The 22,843-nt window shown below is 42.2% G+C and carries 24 protein-coding genes; 1 reads left to right on the top strand and 23 read right to left on the bottom strand.

Going from position 1 to position 22,843, the window contains the following annotated elements:
• Positions 1–11: 11 nt before the first annotated feature.
• The 9 genes from fabG to P6709_RS00725 all read right to left on the bottom strand — a co-directional run bounded on the left by fabG (position 12) and on the right by P6709_RS00725 (position 9,166).
• Positions 12–755 carry a 3-oxoacyl-[acyl-carrier-protein] reductase gene (gene fabG / locus P6709_RS00765; RefSeq protein WP_278238972.1) on the bottom strand — a complete coding sequence of 248 codons (744 nt, stop codon included), beginning with the start codon at positions 753–755 and terminating at the stop codon, positions 12–14.
• On the bottom strand, positions 756–1,700 hold the full coding sequence (gene fabD, locus P6709_RS00760; protein ID WP_278238971.1) for an ACP S-malonyltransferase: 945 nt from the start codon (positions 1,698–1,700) through the stop codon (positions 756–758). It abuts the gene before it with no gap.
• Between the two features lie 15 nt (positions 1,701–1,715).
• Positions 1,716–2,699, bottom strand: a complete 984-nt coding sequence (gene plsX / locus P6709_RS00755; protein WP_278238970.1) for a phosphate acyltransferase PlsX — start codon at positions 2,697–2,699, stop codon at positions 1,716–1,718.
• A gap of 1 nt (position 2,700) precedes the next feature.
• Positions 2,701–3,276, bottom strand: coding sequence for a transcription factor FapR (gene fapR, locus P6709_RS00750; protein WP_278238969.1), 576 nt, complete (start codon positions 3,274–3,276; stop codon positions 2,701–2,703).
• Between the two features lie 78 nt (positions 3,277–3,354).
• Positions 3,355–5,391, bottom strand: coding sequence for an ATP-dependent DNA helicase RecG (gene recG / locus P6709_RS00745; RefSeq protein WP_278238968.1), 2,037 nt, complete (start codon positions 5,389–5,391; stop codon positions 3,355–3,357).
• Between the two features lie 5 nt (positions 5,392–5,396).
• A complete protein-coding gene (sdaAA, locus tag P6709_RS00740) occupies positions 5,397–6,284 on the bottom strand; it encodes an L-serine ammonia-lyase, iron-sulfur-dependent, subunit alpha (protein WP_278238967.1) in 888 nt (295 codons plus the stop codon).
• A 53-nt stretch (positions 6,285–6,337) separates the two neighbouring features.
• Entirely contained in the window at positions 6,338–7,000 is a 663-nt protein-coding gene (gene sdaAB, locus P6709_RS00735; RefSeq protein ID WP_278238966.1) for an L-serine ammonia-lyase, iron-sulfur-dependent subunit beta, read from the bottom strand.
• A gap of 113 nt (positions 7,001–7,113) precedes the next feature.
• Positions 7,114–8,787, bottom strand: a complete 1,674-nt coding sequence (locus P6709_RS00730; protein ID WP_278238965.1) for a DAK2 domain-containing protein — start codon at positions 8,785–8,787, stop codon at positions 7,114–7,116.
• Between the two features lie 16 nt (positions 8,788–8,803).
• Positions 8,804–9,166, bottom strand: coding sequence for an Asp23/Gls24 family envelope stress response protein (locus P6709_RS00725; RefSeq protein ID WP_278238964.1), 363 nt, complete (start codon positions 9,164–9,166; stop codon positions 8,804–8,806).
• A gap of 369 nt (positions 9,167–9,535) precedes the next feature.
• Between P6709_RS00725 and rpmB the strand changes: the two genes are divergently transcribed.
• Positions 9,536–9,724, top strand: coding sequence for a 50S ribosomal protein L28 (gene rpmB / locus P6709_RS00720; protein WP_039808810.1), 189 nt, complete (start codon positions 9,536–9,538; stop codon positions 9,722–9,724).
• Positions 9,725–9,782: 58 nt separating this feature from the next.
• On the opposite strand, the gene spoVM is transcribed toward rpmB, so the two are convergent.
• The 14 genes from spoVM to remA form a co-directional block, all read right to left on the bottom strand.
• On the bottom strand, positions 9,783–9,881 hold the full coding sequence (gene spoVM, locus P6709_RS00715) for a stage V sporulation protein SpoVM (RefSeq protein ID WP_278238963.1): 99 nt from the start codon (positions 9,879–9,881) through the stop codon (positions 9,783–9,785).
• Between the two features lie 12 nt (positions 9,882–9,893).
• Positions 9,894–10,538, bottom strand: coding sequence for a thiamine diphosphokinase (locus P6709_RS00710; protein WP_278238962.1), 645 nt, complete (start codon positions 10,536–10,538; stop codon positions 9,894–9,896).
• A 101-nt stretch (positions 10,539–10,639) separates the two neighbouring features.
• Positions 10,640–11,296: a ribulose-phosphate 3-epimerase gene (gene rpe / locus P6709_RS00705; RefSeq protein ID WP_278238961.1), complete on the bottom strand. Its 657-nt coding sequence runs from the start codon at positions 11,294–11,296 to the stop codon at positions 10,640–10,642.
• A 1-nt stretch (position 11,297) separates the two neighbouring features.
• Positions 11,298–12,179 (bottom strand): ribosome small subunit-dependent GTPase A, encoded by an 882-nt coding sequence (gene rsgA / locus P6709_RS00700; protein WP_278238960.1) that lies wholly within the window; start codon positions 12,177–12,179, stop codon positions 11,298–11,300.
• A 20-nt stretch (positions 12,180–12,199) separates the two neighbouring features.
• The gene (pknB, locus tag P6709_RS00695) at positions 12,200–14,236 is read right to left on the bottom strand and encodes a Stk1 family PASTA domain-containing Ser/Thr kinase (RefSeq protein WP_278238959.1); all 2,037 of its coding nucleotides are present in this window, start codon (positions 14,234–14,236) and stop codon (positions 12,200–12,202) included.
• Positions 14,233–14,994 (bottom strand): Stp1/IreP family PP2C-type Ser/Thr phosphatase, encoded by a 762-nt coding sequence (locus P6709_RS00690; protein ID WP_278238958.1) that lies wholly within the window; start codon positions 14,992–14,994, stop codon positions 14,233–14,235. Before P6709_RS00690 ends, pknB begins: the two co-directional genes overlap by 4 nt.
• Before the next feature lie 168 nt (positions 14,995–15,162).
• Complete coding sequence (gene rsmB / locus P6709_RS00685) at positions 15,163–16,497, bottom strand: 16S rRNA (cytosine(967)-C(5))-methyltransferase RsmB (RefSeq protein WP_278238957.1); 1,335 nt, start codon at positions 16,495–16,497, stop codon at positions 15,163–15,165.
• Positions 16,490–17,443 carry a methionyl-tRNA formyltransferase gene (fmt, locus tag P6709_RS00680; protein ID WP_278238956.1) on the bottom strand — a complete coding sequence of 318 codons (954 nt, stop codon included), beginning with the start codon at positions 17,441–17,443 and terminating at the stop codon, positions 16,490–16,492. The genes rsmB and fmt overlap by 8 nt, the downstream gene beginning before the upstream one ends.
• Positions 17,440–17,925 (bottom strand): peptide deformylase, encoded by a 486-nt coding sequence (gene def, locus P6709_RS00675; RefSeq protein ID WP_278238955.1) that lies wholly within the window; start codon positions 17,923–17,925, stop codon positions 17,440–17,442. The genes fmt and def overlap by 4 nt, the downstream gene beginning before the upstream one ends.
• A gap of 26 nt (positions 17,926–17,951) precedes the next feature.
• The gene (priA, locus tag P6709_RS00670; protein WP_278238954.1) at positions 17,952–20,357 is read right to left on the bottom strand and encodes a primosomal protein N'; all 2,406 of its coding nucleotides are present in this window, start codon (positions 20,355–20,357) and stop codon (positions 17,952–17,954) included.
• Complete coding sequence (coaBC, locus tag P6709_RS00665) at positions 20,354–21,568, bottom strand: bifunctional phosphopantothenoylcysteine decarboxylase/phosphopantothenate--cysteine ligase CoaBC (RefSeq protein WP_278238953.1); 1,215 nt, start codon at positions 21,566–21,568, stop codon at positions 20,354–20,356. The genes priA and coaBC overlap by 4 nt, the downstream gene beginning before the upstream one ends.
• Before the next feature lie 141 nt (positions 21,569–21,709).
• Entirely contained in the window at positions 21,710–21,937 is a 228-nt protein-coding gene (rpoZ, locus tag P6709_RS00660) for a DNA-directed RNA polymerase subunit omega (RefSeq protein ID WP_278238952.1), read from the bottom strand.
• Position 21,938: 1 nt separating this feature from the next.
• Positions 21,939–22,553, bottom strand: coding sequence for a guanylate kinase (gene gmk, locus P6709_RS00655; protein ID WP_278239779.1), 615 nt, complete (start codon positions 22,551–22,553; stop codon positions 21,939–21,941).
• A gap of 5 nt (positions 22,554–22,558) precedes the next feature.
• Positions 22,559–22,822 carry an extracellular matrix/biofilm regulator RemA gene (remA, locus tag P6709_RS00650; RefSeq protein ID WP_041057365.1) on the bottom strand — a complete coding sequence of 88 codons (264 nt, stop codon included), beginning with the start codon at positions 22,820–22,822 and terminating at the stop codon, positions 22,559–22,561.
• Between the last annotated feature and the right edge of the window lie 21 nt (positions 22,823–22,843).

Raw genomic sequence — 22,843 nt, 5'->3', positions numbered from 1 at the left:
CTTTTTTAAATTTACATGACCATTCCGCCATCTACATGTAATGTTTGACCTGTGATATATGAGGCGTCGTCACTGCTCAAAAACAAGACTACTTTTGCAATATCTGAAGGACTGCCAAAACGTGCAAGAGGGATTTGCTTTTTCATTTCAACTTGAATATCTTCAGTCAGTTTATCAGTCATGTCCGTTTCAATAAAGCCAGGGGCTACAGCATTTACCGTAATGCCTCTTGAGGACAGCTCTTTAGCAGTGCTTTTCGTCAAACCAATCACACCAGCTTTTGAAGCTACATAATTCGATTGACCCGGGTTGCCCATGACGCCTACGATCGAGGATATGTTTATAATTCTGCCGCTGCGCTGTTTCATCATGCTTCTTGTGACAGCTTTGGTTGTTAGGAAGACGCCTTTTAAATTGATATTGATAACCTCATCCCACTCGTCATCTTTCATTCGCATCAATAAATTGTCTCTTGTTACTCCTGCATTGTTGACCAGAATATCAATTGAGCCAAAATGAGATAACGTTTCCTTTATCATATTTTGGACCTGATCGGCCTCCCCAACATTTGCCTGGATAACAAAAGCTTTTCTGCCAAGCTCTGATATTTCTGCGGCAACCTGTTCTGCTCTATCTTTGCTGCCGCTAAAATTAATGGCAACATCTGCGCCGTTTCTTGCAAGTTCAAGCGCAATTTCTTTTCCAATGCCTCTTGAAGCACCTGTTACAAGCGCTGTTTTGCCTTCTAGCTTCATTTATTGTACCTCCTTTAAAGCGTTTAATGCGGTTTGCAATGTTTCTTCATCATATACCGGAAAGGTCTTAGCGCGTCTATCCACTTTTTTTACAAGTCCCGATAACACCTTCCCCGGACCAACCTCAATAAAGGTATCCACTCCAAGGCTGATCAGCTTATTGATCGTATCTTCCCATAATACCGGGGAGTAAAGTTGAGCAACTAATAATTTCTTTATTTTATCTCCGTCAAGCTCAACGTCAGCTGTTACATTTGCAATGACCGGGATCGTCGCATTCTGGACTGACACAGAGGAAATCACTTCCTCAAACTCTTTAGCTGCCGGTTTCATCAGGCTCGAATGAAAAGGACCGCTGACCTGAAGAGGCAGACATCTCTTTGCTCCTCTTTCTTTTGCAAGAAGTGAAGCCTTTTCAACACCCGCACTTGAACCGGAAATAACGATCTGGCCAGGGCAGTTTAAGTTTGCAAGCTGAACCGGGTCCCCCTGTTCAGAGATGAGGTCGGTAATACTTTTTAAGTCTTCCCGGTCCATGCCAAGGACTGCTGCCATTTTTCCTTCTCCATTCGGCACGGCCTGCTCCATTAATTCTCCGCGTTTTCTCACAGTTACAACAGCATCCTCAAAGCTCATGGAACCTGAAGCAACTAAAGCGGAGTATTCCCCAAGGCTGTGTCCTGCTAAAAAATCAGCATGAATATTATGTTCTCTAAGGACATTCATAATCGCCGCACTTGCAGTTAGCAAGGCCGGCTGGGCATTGACTGTTTTCGTTAATTCTTCCTGCGGTCCTTCAAACATTAAACCTGACAGGCTCTCATTCAATTGTTCATCTGCTTTCATATAAATATTCTTTGCTGAATCATATAAATCTGCAATTTCACGTCCCATGCCAACAGCCTGTGACCCTTGGCCAGGGAATAAGTAAGCAACTTTTGCCATATGCATCCTGCTCCTTTACTTTGTTTTTATTGCTTCAGAAATTAGCTGGCCGACATGTTCTTCAGCCATGCTGTTAGCCTGCTTAACAGCATTATAAATCGCATGTTCATTTGATGACCCGTGTGCTTTGATTACCGGGGCATTCAAGCCAAACAAAGCTGCTCCGCCATATTCAGTGTAATCCATTTTGCTTTTAAGCCCGCGTAAATCATTTTGCACAAGGCCAGCTGCAAGCTTGGATTTCAATGAAGAGGAGAATGTTTCTTTTAACATTCCAAAGATCGCCTGCGCAGTACCTTCCAGTGTTTTAAGTACCATATTGCCTGTAAACCCATCTGTTACGACAACATCTGCAGCTCCATTAAGCAGGTCTCTGGATTCTACATTTCCAATAAAATTCAACCCAGATTCTTTAAGCAGGAGGTAAGTTGCTTTAGTCAGTTCGTTTCCTTTTCCTTCTTCAGTTCCTATATTTAAAAGCCCCACTGTTGGATTGGAAATGCCTCTGACCTTTTCTGCATAGATGCTTCCCATCATGGCATATTGAAGCAGATGCTCAGGTTTGGCATCAGCATTTGCCCCTAAATCAAGCATCACAAATCCTCTGCCGTCCATAGTCGGAAGCGTAGGGGCAAGAGCTGGTCTTTCGATCCCGCTTATTCGGCCCACAACAAAAAGCCCCGCTGCCATTAAAGCCCCGGTATTTCCGGCTGATACACATGCCTGGGCCTGTCCGTCTTTAACCGCCTGTGCCATTAAAACCATTGAAGCTTCTTTTTTTCTTCGAACTGCTCTTACCGGCTCATCCGTACTTAATATTTTTTCTTTAGTATGTATAACTTCAATATTCTGCTTATCGGTCAGATGTGCATTAATGGCTTCACTGTCGCCATATAATTTTATGTGAATGGAAGGATTTTCTTTTACTGCTTTCATTACACCGAGAACGACCTCTTTTGGCGCGTGGTCGCCGCCCATTGCATCAACTGCTATTTTCATTTCAATTCTCCTCCCCTAATTGAGATGTGGAGCGATACATTTCAAATTCTCCTTTGAACACCAGCGTTTTGTCTACATAAGACATCACTTCCACAGTGGTTCTATGCATATCTCTATGGCTCACCTTCGCTTTTGCTACTACCCTGTCGCCCATTTGTACAGGCTTGCTGAAAAGCAGATTGGCCCTAGCTGTCAGGGCAAGCTCATCATTGATTAAAGCAACAGCAAGAGAGTTGGCCTGAGCAAAAAGGTGATGTCCCCTTGTAATCTGATTGCGCTGAAAAACATGTTCTTCTTTCACATCAAAAATTGAGATTCCGCTTTTATCGAGTTCTATATCAATCACTTCACCAATCACTTCATCAATCGGCAGAGAACGCACCTCATCTTCAAATGTTTGTTCTGCTACTGATTTTATCCGCTCCCGGAGTTCAGGTATTGATAATTCCATCCGGTCAAGACGGATTGTCTGAACGCTTACGCCGAACCGTTTTGCCAGATCATCATCTGTTACAAAAGGATTATCTGTGATTGTCTGATGTAAAGTGAGCTGACGCTCTTTTTTAGATAACTTCATTCCAACACCGCCCGCTACTAGCACTAGGTACTAATAGGAGTATATAAATAAAACAGACAGAATGCAACTGCATTCTGTCTAATCAAGTTTACTGCCGCTCAATATACCATCCTCCACGAGAATCGCTTTTAGCAGTTCGAATCGCTGTTCATTCCAGAATTCACGGCTTTCAATCAGCTTGTGGGCATCGTCCCTCGCAATTTCCAATGCCCTGTAATCGTGAACCATATCCGCTACTTTAAATTCGGGAAGGCCGCTTTGTTTTCTCCCGAAAAAATCCCCCGGACCTCTTAATTCAAGGTCCTTTTCACTTAATACGAAACCATCATTAGTTTCAGTCATGATTTTCATCCGTTCTTTTCCCACTTCGTTCTTAGGGTCTGCTAGGAGGATGCAGTAAGATTGATCGCTGCCTCTCCCAACTCTGCCTCTCAACTGATGAAGCTGCGATAAACCAAACCGTTCCGCATCATAGATCACCATTAAAGATGCATTAGGTACATTAACGCCTACTTCTACAACCGTGGTTGAAACCAGTACATGAAATTGATTTTCACTAAATGCTTTCATGACCCGTTCTTTTTCGTCAGCATGCAGTCTGCCATGCATAAGCCCTACTGAATATCTGTCAAAAAAATATTGCTCAAGCTGCACATGAACATCTATCGCATTTTGCACATCCAGTTTTTCAGATTCTTCTATAAGGGGACAAATGACATAAACCTGCCGGCCGTTAGAAAGCTCTTTTTCCATAAAAACCAGAATACGATCGAGCATATTTTCTTTTGCCCAATAGGTTTGAATCGGTTTTCTGCCAGCTGGCATCTCATCAATGATCGATACATCCATTTCACCAAACACTGTAATGGCAAGCGTTCTCGGAATAGGAGTTGCCGTCATAAATAAAACATCAGGGTTTTCTCCTTTTTCACGCAAAACCCTTCGCTGGTTTACTCCAAACCGATGCTGCTCGTCTGTGATCACAAGACCTAAGTGCTTAAAATCCACCTCATCCTGTATCAGGGCGTGCGTACCTATTAATATATCAATTTCCCCTGCAGCCAACTTTTCCAAAAGAAGCGTCCTGCGTTTTCCTTTCACCGAACTAGTAAGGAGGGCAACGGTTACTCCGATCGGCTGAAATAATTCATTTAATGATTCCGCGTGCTGCTCTGCCAAAATTTCAGTAGGGACCATTAATGCTCCCTGATAGCCGGCTGTAATAACAGCAAGGAGGGAAATCGCAGCCACCACAGTCTTCCCGGACCCCACATCTCCCTGGAGAAGACGGTTCATGCGGTGTGGGGATTTAAGATCTTTAAGGATTTCTTTTAGCACTCTTTTTTGGGCATTTGTTAATGGAAAGGGCAGTCTTGAAATAAAAGCCGTCAGATCATCTTTGATGTAGTCGATTGAGATGCCTTTTGACTGCTCTCTTTCTACCTTTCTTAAAGCCTGCATCTTTAACTGAAAAAGAAAGAATTCCTCGTAAACAAACCGCCTTCTTGCTTGTTTCATCGTTTCAGTATCGGTTGGAAAGTGCATTCCTTCCAATGCCTCTCGTCTCCCGGGCAATTTATATTTAGCTATCAATTCCTCAGGAATCGGGTCAGCTATTGAATCCGCACACCTGGCAAGCGCCTGATGAATTAATTTTTTCAATGTACGATTTGTCATCAAACCTTTTAGCGGATAAACAGGTGAAAACTCTTCTTCCCCCTGCTGAGGACCGATTTTATAAGTTTGAGCCGTAATCATCTGCCGGTGTCTGTCCCATTTTCCGGTGACTGTCAAAATGTCCTGAACGTTCAGCTTTTTCTTAAGATAAGGCTGATTAAAAAATGTCACCTTTATGCTATGTGGACCGCTTAGAAGCCTGAGTGTCAGTCTGGATTTTTTTTTACCGAAAAACTGGAGGGAAGGCTCACTATGAACCCGGCCTTCCACTGTTACTCTCTCTTCGTGCGCTGCCTCTGTTAAATCCTTCATCCTGAAGTCATCATACCGGTAAGGCAGATAATTGATTAAGTCATTTATTGTATGAATTCCCATGTCACGAAGCTGTTGAGCGGTTTCTTCCCCCACTCCGTTTAGAGATAAAACTGATTCCTTCAAACCGTTTAATCCTTTTTATTAAGAGCGAAACCGAATATTTTCGCTTCCAGTTCTCTTCCCGTTGGGGTAGCCGCGAGACCGCCCTGCGCTGTTTCTCTGAGTGCTACAGGCATCGTCTGACCAATTTTATACATGGCATCAATGACTTCATCACACGGGATGCGGCTTGTTATTCCAGCCAGCGACATGTCTGCTGCCACCATAGCATTGGCTGCCCCCATAGCATTTCTCTTTACACATGGGACCTCGACTAACCCTGCAACAGGATCACATACCAATCCGAGCATGTTTTTCAGCGTAATCGCCATTGCTTCGGCACATTGAGCAGGTGATCCGCCAGCCATTTCAACAATTGCGGCGGCAGCCATACCAGAAGCAGACCCCACTTCCGCCTGACACCCTCCGGCTGCTCCTGAAATAGAAGCATTATTAGCAACCACAAAACCGAACGCGCCTGAAGTAAATAAAAAGCGGATTTTTTCTTCTCTGGTCGGATTCAATTTTCTTTGAACCGCAAATAAAGTACCAGGAACCACACCAGCCGATCCCGCAGTTGGGGTGGCACAGATCGTTCCCATAGCTGCATTTACCTCATTCGTAGCTACCGCTTTGCTTACCGCGTCTAGCAGCAGATCACCGCTTAGCGACTTTCCGCCTGCAATGTACTTCTGCAGCAGGACAGCATCTCCGCCAGTTAATCCCGAATGAGATTTTACTCCTTGCAATCCTTTTTCTACCGCTTCTTCCATAACTGACAAGTTCCGCTCCATTTGAGCAAGAACTTCTTCCCTTGAACGGTTTGTTACGCTCATTTCCTGTTCAATCATGATATCAGATATTTTTTTGTTGCTTGTTTCGGCTAATTCTACTAGTTCTGCAACATTACGAAACATCTTATCCCATCCTCTATTTTTTGTAAGCGTTATCAAACCCTTACATTGCGAATTTAACTTACGATTCTTGTGACCTGTGTGACTTCTGGAAGCTTTTTTAATTCATTAATGACCTCTTCGTTTACGTTCTGATCAACTTCAATGGTCATTAACGCCATTTTTCCAACATCCTTCCGGGATACATCCATGTGACCGATGTTGATCTTATGGCTTGCCAGCAGGTTGGAGACAGCAGCGATTGCGCCGAACCGGTCGTCATGGACAACTAAAATTGCAGGATGGTGACCTGTAAGCTTCAATTCAAATCCATTTAATTCAATGATTTCAATTTTACCACCGCCGATGGAGATTCCGACCAGTTCCATTTCACCATTTTTATCTCCCAGGCTAATCCTTGCCGTGTTCGGATGGTCTGTGACCGCTTCTTCTTCACGTATTTTGATGCGGATTTTTTTCTCTTTTGCATGATCAAATGCTTGAATAATTCTTTCATCATCCGTTTCAAAATTCATAATTCCGCCAATCATTGCTACATCCGTGCCATGACCTCTGAATGTTTTGGCAAACGATCCGTAAAAGGAAATAGTTGCCCATTCCGGTTCTCTGCCGAAAAGCTCTCTGGCCATTTTGCCAATTCTGGCAGCACCTGCTGTATGAGAAGATGAAGGGCCAATCATAATGGGGCCAATAATATCAAATACACTTTTGTACTTCATGCAATTTTCACACCTTCACAGTCATTTTGCACTTTCTTCCCTTATATAGAAAATAGAAGGGTTGAATACCCTTCTATTTTCTCTCTTTAAGCAATTGATTTCAATTCATTTCATTATTCAATTGCAAATATATATGAATAGAGAGGCTGCTTTCCATTATGAATTTCAATTTCAAGTTCAGGGTATTCGTCCTCAATAAACGCAGTAATTTCATTCACTTCGTCCTCTGAAGCATCCTCCCCATGCAGGATCGTAAGAATTTCTGCCTCTTCATCAATCATATGTGAAAGGAGTTTTTTTGCAGATTGCAGTCTGGTTTTATCACTTACTACAATTTTGCCTTCAGAAATCCCCATATGATCATCTTTTTGGATCGTAATGCCATCGATGGATGTATCACGAACGGCAAACGTTACCTGACCCGTTTTCACATGCTGCAATGCTTCTTTCATACCTTCAAAATTGTCGCTGATTTCTGCAGTAGGGTTAAAGGCTAAAATGGCAGACATGCCTTGCGGAACTGTTTTGGAAGGAACGACTACCGCTTCCATTTCAACGACTTGGGCTGCCTGTTCAGCCGCCATGATAATATTTTTATTATTAGGCAGAATAATGACTTTTTCAGCATTTGCTTCTTGAATAGCTCTGACAATGTCCTCGGTGCTTGGATTCATCGTCTGACCGCCTTCAATCACATTAGTCGCACCTATGCTCCTGAATAATTCAGCAATGCCCTCTCCCATAGAAACCGTAATAATTGCATAAGGTTTTTTTTCATCAGAGACTTCATTTTTCTGAGGAGCTCTATAATCTGATCCAACAAGTTCAGTATGCTGCTCCCGCATATTTTCAATTTTCATTTTAATTAAACTGCCGTACCGCTGACCGTATGAAAGAGCTGTACCCGGTTCTTCAGTATGAATATGGACCTTAGCCATTTCATCATCTGATATAACGAGCAGTGAATCACCCAGCTCACTTAATTCATTTCGAAACCGTGTTTCATCGAATGGATGCTGAGATGTTTTTTCTTTTTCAAGCTTTACCATAAACTCTGTACAATATCCGAACTCGATGTCTTCTGTGTTCATAAAACCCTGCACGCCAATATGATGCTCGGCGCTTACAAGCTCGTCCATAGAAGGAGTGACAGGAGCATCCTCAATTGTTTCACCCTTTAGTTCCGCCAGGAATCCTTCATAAACATGTACGAGTCCCTGACCGCCGCTGTCTACGACGCCAACTTCCTTTAAAACAGGTAAAAGATCAGGCGTGCGCTTCAATGATGCTTTTGCTTCTTTAACAATCTCTTCCATAAGAAGAACGAAATTATCTTCATTTTTAGACACCTGCACTGCCTTTTTAGCTGCATCTTTTGCTACAGTGAGAATGGTGCCTTCAACCGGTTTCATTACCGCTTTATATGCAGACCCGACTCCATCATTCAGCGCTTCTGCAAATTCAACCGTGCTTAACACTTTTTTACCTTCAACGGTTTTTCCAAAACCTCTAAAAAGCTGCGACAGGATTACACCTGAGTTTCCACGCGCGCCCATCAGCAGCCCTTTGGAAAGAGCTGAAGATACTTTGCCCAAGTGATCTGAAACATTAGCCTGAACTTCCTTCGAGCCTGATGTCATTGATAAATTCATATTCGTTCCTGTGTCGCCATCAGGTACAGGAAAAACATTTAATGCATCCACTGTATCTGCATTGTTGGACAAATTCGTTGCTCCCTGAAAAATCATTTTGGCAAACTGCCTGCCATTTAACTCATTAATAACCACAAAGCTTTCCTCCTCATTACGGGTTCGTTACACGAACTCCCTGAACATATATATTGACGGACTCAACAGAAAGGCCAACAGTTTTGTCCAATGTGTATTTAACAGTTGATTGCACATTGTGAGCAACTTCTGAAATTTTAGTTCCATAGCTTACTACGATGTACATATCAATAAATACCTTATCGTTTTCCTGACGAACGATCACGCCACGAGTAAAATTTTCACGACGCAAGATATCTGTCAAACCGTCTCTGATCTGGTGCTTGGACGCCATGCCTACTATCCCGAAGCATTCAATTGCTGCTCCACCGGCAACCATTGCAATGACTTCGTTTGAGATATCAATCTGTCCAAACTTTGTTGTTAATTCAATAGACATATCTTGCTCCCCCTTTGGATACTGTCTTGGCTAAAGACATTTTACTATACAATCTCTTTATTTAAAAGCTAAACTGGCAAAGAGCTTGACATTATAGGTTTTCTGTTGATTTTTCTCTTCGACAGAGCCGGATAAAAGGTTGGATAATGATCAATATCAAATTAGTTTACATAATAAAATTATACAATATTGACTCATTGTTTCTTCCCTCCTGCTTCAGTCAACGTTGATGTAAAGGAAAAAAACTTGATAGAGTGTTAATTTCTATTGCATATTGAAAACAGGTATGGTAAATTAGTTAAGGTGTGATTGACTAAGTGAAAGATTGAAACAAATGTTTTCAGCTTCATTTGTGAGGAGGGGAATTAAATGGCGAAACAGTGTGTTGTTACTGGTCGTAAGACTCGTTCAGGCAACGCTCGCTCCCACGCTATGAACGCTAACAAGCGTACATGGGGCGCTAACCTTCAAAAAGTTCGTATTCTTGTTGACGGTAAGCCTAAGCGCGTATGGGTTTCTGCACGAGCATTGAAATCTGGTAAAGTAGAGCGCGTATAATATTGAAATTAACATAATAAGAAGGGGAGCTGACTAGTCAGCTCCCCTTCTTATTTGTTTAAACCTGCTTTTTAAAAGCTCCGAGCATTGCTTTTACAATTCCACCAAGCACTCTGGGTAATTTTATGCTGTAAAATCGCAAGTGGATCTCCTCCATTCCGATGATGCATCAAGTGTTGTCCTTGCTTCTTATCATCATAAGTATGCCGGATTGAAACGAAATAGACGCGGATGGTGCAATAAATTCATTGCTGATTGTCAGGGTCGTCCCCATTTTTACATTGTGATCGGTCAAAGGGTACTTAACTCTTGTTAACGTGAGTTTTTCTACTTCCTGTGTAATGGGTATGAATGAAAGATAGCGGTATGCCGTATCGTTCCTAATTTCATATTCACCCTTCTCATAAACCGCGATCCGATTCTGCTCGTCCAGAATCTCAACAGGATGCGAATGTTTTAACACCGGGTGAGAGACAAGCAGCTGAAGGTTTCCCATAAAATGGTCCAGTCTCCCTCCGGTAACACCTATCAAGCGAATGGGCTGCGATTGCTGTAGAGCCCATTTTAAAGCCATTTCTAAATCAGTCTCATTTTTTTCTGGTTCTGCTGTTTCAATTGTTGGGACAAATGAAACAATCCGTTCATACTCCTCCTTTGATACAGAGTCAAAATCTCCAAACGCTCTTTCTACTGAAGCACCTGCTTTTATCAGCTTGTCAGTTCCACGATCTACTCCAATCCATCTGGCTTCCTCTTGCTTCAGGCTGACTAGCCACTGATGATCGATCGGACCCCCGCCAACAAGATAAATCATGTTCTCACCTTCCATCTATATGATCTGATTTCACGCTATATTCGTGGTTGTACCTGCATTAAATGAATGACCTCACTTCATTTTGAAGTGAGGTCATTCATTTACTCCTTAGAAGCTTTTTTCAACAGCTTAATGGCTAATTCGCGATCCTTTTCTCCAAACACTGCAGATCCTGCAACCATTACCTCTGCCCCTGCATCTTTACATGTTTTAATTGTATCCTTGTTCACTCCGCCGTCTACTTGAATTAAAAAGCTGTAGCCTTCTTCTTTTTTCAGCTGTGCCAGTTCCCTTACCTTTTCAAGCGCTGACGGAATAAAGGCCTGTCCTCCAAAGCCGGGATTCACCGTCATAACAAGAACAAGATCAAGGTCGCCTAAAACATGCTTAATGGCATGAATGGGTGTATGCGGGTTTATAACTGCTCCTGCTTTTACCCCTTTTCCACGGATGAGCTGAATGGCTCTGTGCAAATGATGTGTAGCTTCTGCATGAACAGAGATGTAATCTGCTCCTGCATTTGCAAATTGTTCAATATAATTTTCAGGCTGGACCACCATCAAATGAACATCTAAAATCAGGGAAGTGACCGGGCGAATGGCATTCACTACCAAAGACCCCATCGTAATATTCGGAACAAACTGGCCATCCATGACATCGATATGAATCCAGTCTGCTCCTCCATTCTCAACTTCCTTTATTTCTTCTCCCAGCTTCGAAAAATCAGCTGATAAAATAGATGGAGCAATTTTGACCATGTTAATACCTCGGCTTTCTTGATTTAATTTCCTCATAAAATTGCTGATAATGGTGATAGCGGTACTCCGGAATATTCTTTTCCTCTACTGCAGATTTCACCGCACATTTTGGTTCATTCATATGAAGACACCCTCTGAATTTGCACTGTTCTCCATAATGGACCATTTCAGGGAAGCAAAAAGGCAGTTCCTCAAGTTCAAGTTCACTAAACTCGAGTGCACTGAATCCGGGTGTGTCTGCAACCAGTCCTGTTCCGATAGATAGAAGCTCTACATGCCGGGTTGTATGCTTGCCTCTCCCAAGGGAAGAAGAAATCTGATCCGTTTTTATATCAAGATCAGGTCTCAACGCATTTAAAATGGATGATTTTCCTACGCCGGATTGTCCAGCAAATACAGATATTTTATCTTCAAGATAAGGAATGAGGGTATCGAGACCATCTTCCCATTTTGCAGATGAGCGCAATACAATATAACCGATATTTTCATATTCCTTTGCATACTGCTCGATTTCTTTCGTTTGATCGCTGGATAAAAGATCCATTTTTGATATACAGATGATCGGCGTGATCTGGTGACTTTCAACCAGTACTAAAAAGCGGTCCAGCAATGACGTACTGAAGCTGGGTTCTATAGCAGAAAAAACCAGAACGGCCTGATCTACGTTGGCAATGGGAGGACGAACAAGTTCATTTTTTCTTTTTTCTATTTCTGTTACGTAGCCTTCCTGATCATTTTCCGCCTGATATGTCACATAATCTCCAACTAATGGTGTGATCTTTTGCTTGCGGAAGACCCCCCTGCCGCGGCATTGAACCACTCTGTCCTCATCTTTTACATAATAAAAGCCGCTAAGAGCTTTCATAATTTTTCCATCCGGCATTCGATCTCTCCTTATACGATTTAGTTGTTTGAATCGTATGGTATTTCTTTTTCTATGATGGTTTCGCCATCCCGTTCAACTCGGTAGGCTCCCGTCTCTCCAGGCCCAATTAATAATTCAAGACTTCTTTCGACTGTCTCAGTAATGGTAAATTCTTCGATAGGTTCATCCATCGTCCGGTTTGAGTCTTTTACGAATATTCTGATCGTCTGCGGTTTTGGGTCACCCGGAACTTCTGGAGGATCTTCTCCTTCTCCCGGATCAGATTCTTCTGGTTCCTCAGGTTCTTCAGGTTCTTCTGGTTCTTTATATTCAATAGTCAACGGCACAAATATCTCTTTTGGCGGCAGGGGCTCCACTCCGAGTGAGATCACAACATTAATTGAACTGCCGACTGCAAGAGAGGTTCCCTCCGATGGGTCCTGTGATAGTACCGATCCTTCTGCCTGTTCAGAGGAATATTCTTCTCTGGTGGTGTTTACAACCAATCCGGTTCGAGATTCAAAATCCTCTATTTCCTGAGGTGATTTCCCGATTAAATTTTCTACTACTGCAGTCTCTTCCCCCAAACTGATTGTCAACTGCAGCTCGGTTTCACTAGGAATTATTTCATTCCCTTTTCCAGGAGTCTGGTCAATTATTGTACCTTCGGACGAAGCATCATATTGTTCTTCTATAGTAACTTCTTCAAAACCCATTTCCTCAATTAAATCTTGAATATCCTCATAGATTCTACCTGTGTAATCATCCATTTCGACTTCGGACTTTCCGCTGCTTACTACGACATTAATTTCTTCACCCTCATCAACCGATCTGGTCGCCTTTGGAGAAGTTCTGATAATGACATCTTCCGGTACATCTTCGCTTGATTGGTACTCAATTTCACCGAGCAGAAGCCCTGCTTCTTCCAGAATCTCTTCTCCCTCATTAAGCGGTTCTCCTACAATGTTGGGTACTTCTATACGGGCTGGGCCAAATACACCAAGGGCAGCCATCGTTGCTGTACCTGCAGAGAGAAGCAGCAGAACAAGGACAAGAATCCAGGGCCATTTCTTTCTTTTTTTCTTTTGTTTCACCTGGGGCTCTTCTGTTTTTGGCATGATCTTTGTTTTATTTTGATCTTTATGAACTTTAGTATCTACTGCTTCAGTAAATGACCGCTCATTGCGAATAATTGGTATTGCTCTTGTTGCGTCATTATCCGGCTCAACCATAAATTTGGGCTCATGAAAACGATCTTCATCAAGTACAGATTTTAGATCCTCATGCATCTCATCCACGGTTGAATAGCGATAGAAAGAATCTTTTGTCGTAGATTTTAAAATGACATTTTCCACACTCTGCGGCAAATTAGGTGTCAGTTTTGAAGGAGGCGGAATTTCAGATTGCAAATGCTTTAATGCGATTGAAACCGCAGATTCTCCTTCAAATGGCAAGCGTCCCGTAATCAGCTCGAACATGACAATCCCTAAAGAATAAATATCTGATTTTTTGGTTGCAATACCGCCTCTTGCCTGTTCGGGGGATAGATAATGAACCGTCCCCATTACGGAATTGGTTTGGGTAATTGAAGTTGCACTTAAAGCCATTGCAATTCCAAAGTCGGTGATCTTAATATCGCCATTATGATCTACTAGTATATTTTGAGGTTTGATGTCTCTGTGAATGATGCCGTTATGATGCGCATGTGAAATAGCAGAAGTCAGCTGAGACATAATTTTAATCGCATCATACATTGGTACTGGTGAGTGATGCTGAATATATTCTTTTAACGTCATCCCCTCTACATACTCCATAACGAGATAGTATTGATCATCTTCGTCCCCCACATCATACATGCTTACGATATTGGGGTGCGTTAAACTTGTGGCAGATTGCGCTTCACGCTGAAATCTTTTCATTGAATCATTTTCATTCACGTAATCCAGCCGCAGTACTTTTACTGCCACATCTCTATCCAAAATCATGTCATGTGCGAGAAATACGTTTGCCATTCCGCCGCCGCCGATGGATCGAAGAATTTTATAACGACCGTTTAATCTTTTTCCGATCATCATTTTTTGTCCTCGCTTTCTTCGGAGACAATGTACTCAACTGCAGCGATGGTGATATTATCTTCACCGCCGTTATCATTGGCAATATCAACCATTTTTGAAGCGCGCTCATTAAGTGAAATTGCCTGAGTAATCGTATCAGCTAATATAATTTCATCGAGCTTATTCGATAATCCATCCGAGCATAATAAAATAATATTTCCATCATCAATTGTGATGGTGGATATACTCGGCTTTACAAGACCGTCTGACCCCAGTGATTTTAAAAGCAAATTTTTTCTCGGGTGATGCTCTGCATCCTGTTTTGTAATTTCACCTGATTGAACAAGCGCATTCACGAAGGAATGATCTTCTGTTACCTGACGTATTTTTCTTGCTTGTGAAATTATGTACCCTCTGCTGTCTCCTACATTTCCAATTGTGACAAATTCATCGGTACAAATTGCAGCTACAATTGTAGTTCCCATTCCTTCACAATCTTTATTGGCCTTTGCATAAAGATGTAAATTTTCATTTATGTTTTCAATACTTGACTGAAGCCATCTTTCAGCATCTACGGGCTTTATAATGGCAGGACTGTCCATCCATAGTTCATGAATTTTATTAACTGCCATTTTACTGGCAACGTCTCCTGCTCTGTGTCCTCCCATGCCATCTGCTACGACGGCCAGCAAATGTCCTTGCGGGTGTAAATAAATACCCCCCGCATCTTCATTTAAACGACGTACTTTTCCTTGATCGCTAATGAAAGCAGACTGCACGTTTTGTCACCTCATTTGTAGTCTTGCAAATTAAGCTGTACTTCTCCACACTGAGAACAGCTGGATTACACACCTTACCTGACTTCTAATAAAATTTGGGCGGTGGAATACAGCTTCTAACGGATTATTGCTCTAATATATCAGCCGGTGGTTCGAGGCAGCTTCGATTTACTGCCTTTTCTTTTCAAAACAGGCAATGAAAAAGCCGTCACCATTAAAATCCTGAGGGAAAACCTGCAGAATATCATCTTGTATCAACGGCTTTACGTGATCCGGAAGATTCTCCATTGCAGTCAGCTCCATTTCAGGATGTTCACCTAGAAAATGTGCAACCATGTCACTATTTTCAGCATGATCGACTGTACAGGTACTGTAAACAAGTCTTCCGCCCGGTTTTACCATATCAACTGCAGCTGCTAGTAAAGATTTCTGTACAACGGTTAATCCTTCAAGGTCTTTTTCAGATTTAGCATATTTAATATCCGGTTTTCTTCTTACTACTCCCAAGCCGCTGCAGGGTGCATCAACTAACACGCGGTCAAACGAACCCGGCTTAAATTTTCTTCCAGCCTCCCGGGCATCAAGGGCAGCGCCTTCAATACACTCAATCCCCAAACGGTTGGCGTTGTCATCTATCAGCTTAATTTTATGAGGATGGAGATCCATCGCAATAATCTGTCCTTCATTTTTCATTTTCTGAGCAAGATGAGTTGTTTTGCCCCCCGGTGCTGCACACATATCAAGGATTGTTTCACCTGGCTGAGGATTTAAAGCATAAGCAACAAGCATGGAGCTTTCATCCTGAATGGTCAGCATACCGGATTTATAGGCGTTTGTATGAGCAATATTTCCCCTCGTGATTGAGATCCCTTCCGGAATGATGCTGCTTGCCTGTGCTTCAATTCCTTCTTCATTTAACTGCTCTAATATGGATTCCCTCGTGGTTTTTAATGTATTGACACGTGCAGTTTGAACAGGTGCAAGCAGATTCTTTTCACACATGGCTTTTGTTTTTTCCATTCCATATTGTTTGTGCCAGCGCGCTGCAAGCCAGTATGGGTGACTTGTTTCAATTGACAGACGCTCGATCGGATCCTTGATCTTGTTCAGAGAAGGCGCGCCTTCCCGCTGAATCGATCTGAGTATGCCGTTTACCAGTCCGGCAACTCCCTTATGACCTCTTTTTTTTGCAATCTCCACTGCCTCATGAATGGCTGCTCTTTCAGGCACCCGGTCTAAATAAAGCATTTGATATAAGCTCAAGCGCAGTAAATTTCTTACCCAGTTTTCAATCTTTTTTTTAACAAAAGGCGCCAGGAAATAATCCAGTGTCAGTTTACGCTGAAGGGTTCCGTATGTCAGTTCTGTTAAAAGACCTGTATCCGGGCCTTTAATAGAAAACTTCTTAATGGCATGATTGAGCAGCAAGTTGCTGTAGGATTGATTTTTATCAATTTGTTCTAATATTTCCAGTGCCGCTTCTCTCGCTGTTGTGTTACTCATTTTGTTTTCCCACTCTTTCCCCTATTTCCATGTCAGACCCTGCACCTCTTAAAAAGTCTGCAGCCCTCATTTTCTTTTTTCCAAAAGGCTGAAGCTCAGTAATTAATAAAGCTGCACCATCACCGGTGGAAATAATTGGGCCATTGGATGTCTTATCCAGTATAACACCTGGGTCTTCATCATGTTTTATTTCTATTTTTTCAGCCTTCAAAATTTTCATGGTTTTATCCCGGTAGAGAGTATAAGCTACAGGCCATGGGTACAGACCGCGAATTTGGTTATAAATTTCTGTTTGAGAACGGCTCCAGTCAATCTGTTCTTCTTCCCGTTTAATATTCCATGCAAAAGTCGCTTCCTCGTGATTTTGTTCTATCCGCTCAGCAGATTGCTCAGCGATCAACGGAAGTGTCCGGGAAAGCAGGTCTGCACCTGCTTTGCTTAACTTATCATGCAATGTAGCTACGTCATCCTGCTCTGTTATTTCCACTTTTACCTGGCTGATGATGTCACCGGCATCAAGTTTTTCTGCCATATACATGATCGTAATACCCGTTTCTTTTTTTCCCTGCATGATTGCATGGTGAATCGGTGCTCCACCCCTCAGCTCAGGCAGGAGAGATGCATGTACGTTTATACAGCCAAGCTTAGGGGCTGTAAGTAATTCAGGCGGCAGCAGCTGGCCGAATGCAGCCGTTACAATAATATCAGGCTCTAACGATATAATCCTTTGAAGTTCTTCAGATCCCTTCAATTTTTCCGGCTGAATGACCGGTATATTCCGGCTTAATGCTTCCACCTTTACAGGCGGCGGTGTCAGTATTTTTTTTCTGCCTGAAGGGCGATCCGGCTGTGTGACCACTGCAATAACATCCATTTTATCTTCGATTAGCTGCTCAAGAATGGGAACTGAAAAATCGGGAGTACCCATAAAGATCACTTTCATCATTCTTCTTCCCACCCTTCCATTTCTTCCTCGCTGATGTAACGGATGACTTTTGAAGTAAACAGAACTCCGTATAAATGATCTACTTCATGCTGAATGGCTCTTGCCATATAGCCTTCTGCTTCAAGCTCATACCATTCTCCCTGTCGGTTCTGCGCTTTTAAGTTAATTTTATCCGCCCGTTCCACTTCACCGTATAGGCCAGGAAAGCTAAGGCAGCCTTCCACGTCAATATCACTGCCGGTAGTATGTGTGATTACTGGATTAATCATTTCAAGCGTTCCTTCATCGTCATCAAGATCCACGATGGCAGCTTTTTTGCATACTCCCACCTGCGGAGCAGCTATACCAACTCCATCGCTGTGAATCATCGTTTCATAAAGATTATCCAGCAGCAGATAAAGATCCTCTGTAAATTCGGTAACCGTTTCGCATTCCTTCTCCAGACGATTATCCGGATGCTTAACTATATCTAAAATTGACAAATCAATATCCTCCTTGACGACTTTCCTCACATCATGATGTATGGCTGCACATCTATATGAATCATTACAGAATCTTTTTTAGCCGATTGATAATCATTTAAAATCGCTTTCAGTAATGGTTTTAAGCCTTCTTCTTTTTTGTATTTTATCAAACATTGATAACGATATCTATTTTGTATTCTGGCGATTGGTGAAGCAACGGGTCCCAAAATAACGGCCTGAGATGATAATTTTTGCTTTAATAGCTGGCTGATTTCTTCACTTACGGAAACGACTTTTAACACATTTTCGTGACTGATTGTAATAAGCGCCATAAAATAAAAAGGGGGGTATTGACCTAATTTTCTCATCGTCATTTCCTGGTTATAAAACAGCTCAAATTGCTGTGTTTTTGCCAAATCGATGGAAAAATGCTCAGGCGTGTAGGTTTGGATGACGACCTCTCCTTCTTTTTCATGTCTGCCTGCACGTCCGCTCACTTGAGTTAGAAGCTGAAAGGTTTTTTCTGCAGAACGAAAATCAGGCAAATGAAGCATGGTATCTGCACTGAGAACACCTACGAGCGTAATATTTGGAAAATCAAGACCTTTAGCAATCATCTGGGTGCCAAGCAGAATGTCCGCCTGACCTTCACCAAAAGCAGTCAGGAGCTTTTCATGCGAGCCTTTGCGTGTAGTCGTATCGACGTCCATCCGGATGACTCTTGCATGGGGGACTAATTTAGTTAATTCTTCTTCGACTTTTTGAGTGCCTGTTCCAAAATACCGGATATGTTCACTTTGACATTCCGGACAAGTAGAGGGAACATGCGCCTCTTCTCCGCAATAATGACATTTCATTTTTTCAGAATTCCGGTGATAAGTCATCGATACTTCACAATGGGGGCATTGCATGACATATCCGCAGTCTCTGCACATGATAAAAGAAGAGTGGCCCCGCCGGTTTAAAAATAAAACGGTTTGTTCCTTTTTCTCCAGGCGTTTCTGCAGCTGTTCCAATAACTCACGGGAAAACATGGAACGATTTCCTTCTCTTAACTCTTCTCTCATATCGATTATAGAGACTCTGGGCATTGCCTGGTTATTCATTCGTTTAGACAATGTCAGCAGCTTGTAATTTCCCTTCTGTGCTCTCGCAAAGCTTTCGAGCGAAGGTGTAGCACTGCCCAAAATAACAGGGCAGTCATGACGCTTCGCTCTTTCAATTGCCACATCCCTTGCATGATATCGAGGGGCGTCCTCCTGCTTATAACTTGATTCATGCTCTTCATCAATTATGATAACGCCAAGTTTTTCAAAAGGGGCAAACACAGCCGACCTCGCTCCAACAACCACGTTGACTTCTTTTCGGTGAATCTTTCGCCATTCATCATACTTTTCTCCAACCGATAAACCGCTGTGCATCACAGCTACCTGTTCACCGAATCTCCCTTTAAATCGTTCCACCATCTGAGGTGTCAGAGAAATCTCAGGCACAAGCATAATCGCCTGCCGCTTTTGACTGAGCACTTTTTCTATCGTCTGAAGATAAATTTCAGTTTTCCCGCTGCCAGTGACGCCATGTAATAAAAAAGTATCATGGCTGTACTGCTCTACAGATTCTAAAATTGGTTTAATAGACGCACTTTGCTGATCGGTTAACTGAAAGGAAACAGAACGTTCAAATGACCGGTGCTCAAAAGGATCACGATACACTTCCTGATAAGATTCAGTAAGATACCCCTTGTTCAGCATCGTTTTAATGGTTGAATCAGACACCTTTGCTTCGGCTTTAGCTTCAGTAACACTTTTAACATTTTCCTGACTGGCTAATAGATAACTCAACACATTTTTTTGCTTTTGGGCTGAAGTTGAAAGTGATTCCAGTAATTGTTCGCTTTCTTCCTTCGATTTAGCAAGGGAAATTACGCGAATTTTTTTAAAGTTGGTTTTACTTTTCACTTTATACCGTAAATCCATTTTACCGTCAGCTACCAGTTCCTGAAGGATTTTAAGCAGTCCATTTGCAACAGCGTCTTTCCATGGCAGACAGCCCTCTCTATTTAATAAAGAAGACACCGCCTCCGGAAGAGCTTCTTTGTTTGCTAGAGGTTGAAAAATTTTTTCATACTTTGCTTTCATAGCAGCTGGAAGCATGACCTGCATAGCGGATATCCGAAAGCATAAGGTCTCTTCTGAAAGCCAATAAGATAGTGACATTAATTCATCATTCAAAACCGGCACAATATCCAGTACTTCTTCAATTTCTTTTAAATTGCTAAAAGAAGACTTCTCTTGAAAATCAATCACAAACCCCTGTATTTTCCTAGGGCCGAACGGAACAACCACCCTCATGCCTGTTTTTATTATTCCCTGCAGGTGATCAGGCACTTTGTAATCAAATGGCCGGTCCGTCTGTTTTGCGGGTACATCTACAATGACCGAGGCAATCATTCAGTATCAATCCTTTTAGACGGTGTATTCATCAGGCCGATTTCAACGAAAAGTTTTTCAGCAACCTGGTGCTTTGACAGAAGGGGGAGTTCTTTCTTTTCTCCATTTTTAAAATAAAGGGTCACGATATTTGTATCACCGCTAAAGCCTGCGCCCTCTTGTTTAATATTATTCGCTACAATAATATCTGCATTTTTAGATTGCAGTTTTTTCTTTGCATTATACTCAACATGGTCTGTTTCTGCAGCGAATCCTACCAGAATTTGATGTTTTTTTTGCTGACCTAATAATTTTAGAATATCTTCTGTTCGTTCAAAATCCAGAGACATCGGCCCCTCTGATTTTTTCATTTTTTCATCATATCGCATAGCCGGCCGGTAATCTGCCACCGCTGCACTTTTAATCACGATATCTGCAGATGAAAAGTGCTCCATGACTGCCTGTTTCATCTCTTCAGCGGTTTCTATTGAGATCACTTCTGCTCCTTCAGGTTCTTTCAAGGCCACCGGTCCTGAGATAAGAGTCACTTTTGCCCCAAGCTCAACAGCTGTTTGGGCGATCGCGTATCCCATTTTACCCGTTGAATGGTTGGTAAAAAAACGGACAGGATCAACATGTTCCCTTGTTGGTCCTGCTGTAATTAATACATGCTTCCCTGACAAACTTCCTTTATCGTGCTGGAATTTTTTTCTAATTAATTCAACGATTTTTTCCGGTTCTTCAAGTCTGCCTTTTCCGACGTAGCCGCATGCTAAAAAGCCCTCAGACGGTTCAATGAACCGGTATCCATAGGAATAAAGGGTGGCAATATTATTTTTCACAGCCGGATGGTCGTACATATGAACATTCATGGCTGGAGCTATCCACACTGGAGCCGTTGCTGCCAATAGGGTAGTTGAAACCATATCATCAGCAATTCCGTTGGCGAGTTTCCCTATTGCATTTGCAGTAGCTGGTGCGATTACAATTAAATCTGCCCAATCCGCCAAATCAATATGAGCTATTTTTTTTGAATCTTTTTCGTCAAATGTATCATAGTAGACATCATTGCGTGACATAACCTGAAATGTCAGAGGGGTCACGAATTCCATTGCACTTTTCGTCAGGATTATTTTTACATTGAAATCCGACTGACTTAATTTGCTCGTCAGCGCAACTGCCTTATAAACTGCAATTCCTCCGGTTACACAGAGCAGGATATTTTTTTTCATGGATCACATCTCCCTTGATCATCAATCATTACTTTTTATTATGAAGGAAGTTCGCCTATTTTTCACTTAAATACTTACTGATCATTTGCTCCTCTGTTGAAAATAGCTGTAAAAAAAGAAAAAATAACAACCCGGAGGCTGTTATTTTTCATCTTCATATTCAATCCCTGCAACAGGCTGCTTCATCAGCAGATGCCCTGCCGCTATCTCTTCAAGCGCCTGCCCGACAAATTTAATGGAATGATAAGAGGCAAGGGTTCCCTTATCCCCTTTCTCCTGCATATTTCTGGCACGTTTTGCTGCCACACTTACAAGAGAATACTTTGAATCAATATTTTTTCTAAGAGAATCAGACGATGGATATAACATATTATTCAACCTCCAGCATTTTTTTATAGCGTGCTTCTACTCGATCCCGCCGCAGATGTTCAGCAAGAACAATTGCATGAATTCGTTCACACGCCAATTCAACATGGTCATTTTCAACAACATAGTCATACAAATTCATCATTTCAAGTTCTTTTCTTGCTTTTTCCACCCGGCTTGCAATGATATCGCTGCTTTCTGTGCCCCGGTGAACGAGTCTGCTTTGAAGTTCGGACAAACTAGGAGGAGCAAGAAAAATAAAAAGTCCTTCCGGAAACTTTTCTCTGATTTGACGTGCGCCCTGCACTTCTATCTCCAAAAAGACATCTCTGCCTTTATTGATAGTTTCTCTCACATAATCAACTGGCGTGCCATAATAATTCCCCACATATTCAGCAAACTCCAGCAATTTATCTTGCTCAATCAGTGCTTCAAACTCGCTTCTGGTTTTAAAAAAATAGTCCGTCCCATTCACTTCGCCTTCCCTGGGAAGACGGGTGGTCATGGAAATGGAATATTCATACGTCGTTTTCGGGTCAGAAAACAACTCTTTTCTGACGGTCCCTTTTCCTACACCAGATGGACCTGACAGCACGATCAGCAATCCTTTTTCATTCATTATCATTACCCTTCTTCCTGACCGTCATCTTTATCAGTAAAACGTGAGGCAACAGTTTCCGGCTGAACTGCTACTAAAATCACATGATCACTGTCCATAATCATAACTGCTCTTGTTCTTCTTCCATATGTAGCATCTATTAATGTTCCACGCTCTCTTGCATCCTGAACCAGGCGCTTAACAGGAGCCGATTCCGGAGAAATAATTGTAATGATCCTGTTTGCGGATACAATATTCCCAAACCCGATATTAATTAACTTTATAGACATTGTGACTCCCCTTTTGCGTAC

Source organism: Jeotgalibacillus sp. ET6 (assembly GCF_029667115.1).
Taxonomy (GTDB): Bacteria; Bacillota; Bacilli; order Bacillales; family Jeotgalibacillaceae; genus Jeotgalibacillus.
Note: the sequence above shows the minus strand (reverse complement) of the source record. Positions and strands in the feature narration are given on the sequence as shown.